Origin of the sequence: Flavobacterium sp. GCM10023249 (assembly GCF_042653365.1) — a bacterium.
GTDB lineage: Bacteria > Bacteroidota > Bacteroidia > Flavobacteriales > Flavobacteriaceae > Flavobacterium.
The window spans coordinates 1-3,528 of record NZ_JBHSHZ010000018.1; the positions used below are offsets into that span (position 1 = coordinate 1).

The window sequence follows — 3,528 nt, forward strand, 5'->3', positions numbered from 1 at the left end:
AGAACCTTACTCCTCTCTTTTGTTCTTTCTGATTAATAGCTAAATGTAGAAAATGTAAACTTAAGGCGGTTTTAAGCAAGTGAGGATTTAGGCTTAATTTAGTGTTGGTTTTGTATTTGCTTGTTCAGTCTTTAATCTATACATTTGGCTTACAAACTCCTCACCTGCTTAAAGCCGGCGGAACGTTAGCAGTAATACTATGCCGAAAAATTATAAATACATATTTTTACTATTATTGACCTTGGCTTCTTGTGAGAAGAAACCTAAAAACAACTATGAAAATATAATTTTAGGTGATTGGATTTTTGAAAAAGAAAGTCCAAAAAAGGAGAATAGATTCTATAGTGATTTTGGTTATTCGTTTAATAAAAATGGAAATTGTGAAAGCAAACCTGGGTTTTATGAAACGAGTGAAAGAGATAAGAATGGAGATAGAAAAACTATCTTTTATGGAACAAAAACAAAATTCAAAATTGTTGATGACAGCTTGTTTATCAATAATTTAATAACAAAAAAATGGGATGCTGCCAAAATAGTCAGCATCACTTCTAAATCTTTAAAAATTAGCTTTGACAAAAACATTATTTTAGAACTTTCAAAACAGGAATACAAAGAAAATAGAAAGGATGATTTTGATAAAATAATAATTTCAAAATCTCCCTGTTTTGGGAGTTGCCCTATCAATGATATAGAAATAAATAAAAATGGTGAGGTAACATATTCTGGCGGTCATTGGAATCTGAGAAATGGCTTTTTCAAATCTAAAATAACTTCTCAAGAATTCAAAGAAATCGAAAACAACTTTAAAAAAGCTAAATTTTTAGAATTGAAAAATGATTACTCAGCAAGTTGGACTGATGACCAAGAAATAACTGTAACTTTTGTAAAAGACAATAAAATTTTAAAGACAATAAAAGATTATGGAAGACAATCTCCAAAATCATTTCGAATAACTCTAGAGCCTATAACTTATCTATATCAAAAACTGAAATTAGAAGAAAACAAAGAGATGAAAGAGTTCGGTAAAATTCAATATTACAGATTTGAAAAAGGAAACAAAATTATCAATTTGACAGGCTCCGAAGCATTTTACTTATCTAATCTTTTAAGTAATTCAGAAACTACAAATAAAACCTTTGTATCAGAATATTTTATAGATTATGATACTGACTTAAATGTAAATAGAATAGAAACCGATGGTAGGTTTTTCAAAATAATATCAAAAGATAAAAGCTCTATTATTTTAGATTTAGGTTTTAATTTTATTATGACAAATGAATTAACAAAAAGGCTAAAATTAAAAACAAAATATGACTAAAAAGTACTACTGCTAACAGGCGTTTGGCAAGATTGCGAATTTAGTGGTAAATTCACGTTTACATTTCGCAAGAAATTTTATCTTTAACAGAAAATAATTAGTTCCGAAGTTCGCAACCTCGCCAAGCGCCGGAACGTTAGCGGTAATATTATGAAAAACAAAATCTTAATAGCAATATTATTTGTTTTTATAGGTTGCAATATAAAAAATGAGCAATCTGGAAAATCCTCATCAGTTACTAAACTCAATATCGAAAAAAAAGAGAAAGATATTGCTGTTTGGTTAGATACAATTACAACTGACAAAAAGTTTTTAAAAATATATTCAACTTCTGAAGACAATTACAAGAAAATATATGCAGAATGGGGAAAAAATAAAATTAGACATAAATCATTATTAATTGGTGATGAATTGATTGAATTTCAAACGCCATTTGACGCTAAAATTGAATGGACTACAAATAATTCATTTGGATTAGTTAATAGTTGTGGAACAAATTGCAGATACGCAATAATTTATAATATTGAAAAAGACAAACCATTTTGGTTTGATGTTTTATATTATCCAAATATTAGCTATTTCAATTATGCAACCGACAATAAAGATTTGTGTATTTGTAGCACAGAATATTCTAACGGAAATAGAAAATTAAGAATATTTGACATTGATTCCCAAAAAAATGACACAATAATGATTCCTGAAAATTGGAAAAGAGGTGTTGGACATTTTGACAACATAATTGATTCAATAAATATTAAGAATAATCAAATCGAAATATTTCAATTCAAAGAGGAAATAAAATCAAAAAGAATAAAATTATCAAAAGCAATTAATCTTAAATAAATACTACCGCTAACAAAGGTTTTGCGCTATTGCGGTTCCTAGGCTTAATTTAAAGTTTGTTTTGTGTCTTTGAGTTCAGTTTTTAACCGAAAGTTTCGGCTTCTTTAATCCGCAACCTCGCAAAGCCTTGAAACGTTACTGGAGACTTGTGCCGAAATTACGCAGATAAAAACAATTAGAAAACAACCATTGATTCCGCAAGAAGTTTATTAAGCAGAAGCGTAAAATTGGAATCTAAAAAAATCAGAAACTTGAAAAATTTTGCGACATTAAATAATATTAAAAATGACCAAATTATTAACAATTATAACTTTCATTTTTCTTGTAACTGGTAATGGACAGAAAAAAATAATTGCATCATATTACGCTATTTCTTGTCCTTGCGCTCAATGGAAAGTAGAAGGCGAAAAAGAAAATGTATACTTGGAAAGAGAAAACGGAAAAATTCCAGACGCAGATAAACTTTGGGATGGTAAAACATTACCATTTAAAGTTTCTGTAGAAGGTAAATTTAAATCTGAAAAAGGTATTCCGAAAGATTTTACAAAAAAAGGAGAACCAAAACCAGCCAAAATTTTTGTATATAGCAAAATTGAAATACTGAAATAATAAAAACACTGTCTAAAAGCGTTTTGTCGAGATTTGGATTTTAACATAGCAAAGTGAAAGTTTAAATCTGCCAACAGAAGTGTGAAAAGTTTACGTTTCAATTGTAATTTCGACAAAACAAGCCTCCAGTAACAGCCACTACAACGGATTTGGGCAATAGACTTAATGGAAAGTTGGGTTTGTAATTGGAATGATTTGGCAAATCCGAAGAATGGGCTTAATTTAGTCCCAAACCCGCTGTAGTGCCAAGACGTTATGGGCAAGTTGCCAGCAAACCGCATAAAACAAATTGGAAGCATAAATCAGAATGGAAATTTTTAAAAAAAATATGTTTTTGTTGAGCCTAATTTCAAGCTCATTAGCTTATATTTTTATCTCATACCAACAAATAGGAATCAATAAAACTGTTGGTTGGGCTTATCAAGACAAAGATGTAAGCACCTTTCTTTTACTTCTTATTTGCATAATCTTTATTTTATCCTTTGGGGTTTTAAAGCTTGTTAAAATCCAAACAAATAACTTATTATCAATTTCTAATATAGCTTTAATATTTACTTCTCTTATTACTAACGAATACATAGACCATATAGTAGCGATTCTCATTAATCTAATCAACTTTATAATCTTTTTAGTGAATATTATATTATCTATTAGAAATAGAAAAGTTCATAAATATTAAACCAGCCCATAACAAAGAACTGTGCTTAAAAACAAATAAAAAGTATTTTTTTTAAATAAATTTAGGCATGGTACTTCTA

The 3,528-nt window shown here is 28.6% G+C and carries 3 protein-coding genes; all 3 read left to right on the forward strand.

Annotation, left to right across the window (positions count from 1 at the left end; all coding sequences use genetic code 11):
• Positions 1–199: 199 nt before the first annotated feature.
• The 3 genes from ACFO7M_RS15675 to ACFO7M_RS15685 all read left to right on the forward strand — a co-directional run bounded on the left by ACFO7M_RS15675 (position 200) and on the right by ACFO7M_RS15685 (position 2,770).
• On the forward strand, positions 200–1,318 hold the full coding sequence (locus ACFO7M_RS15675) for a DUF6438 domain-containing protein (protein WP_379736745.1): 1,119 nt from the start codon (positions 200–202) through the stop codon (positions 1,316–1,318).
• A 150-nt stretch (positions 1,319–1,468) separates the two neighbouring features.
• Positions 1,469–2,161: a hypothetical protein gene (locus tag ACFO7M_RS15680; RefSeq protein WP_379736747.1), complete on the forward strand. Its 693-nt coding sequence runs from the start codon at positions 1,469–1,471 to the stop codon at positions 2,159–2,161.
• 285 nt (positions 2,162–2,446) lie between these two features.
• Entirely contained in the window at positions 2,447–2,770 is a 324-nt protein-coding gene (locus ACFO7M_RS15685) for a hypothetical protein (RefSeq protein ID WP_379736749.1), read from the forward strand.
• Positions 2,771–3,528: the final 758 nt, after the last annotated feature.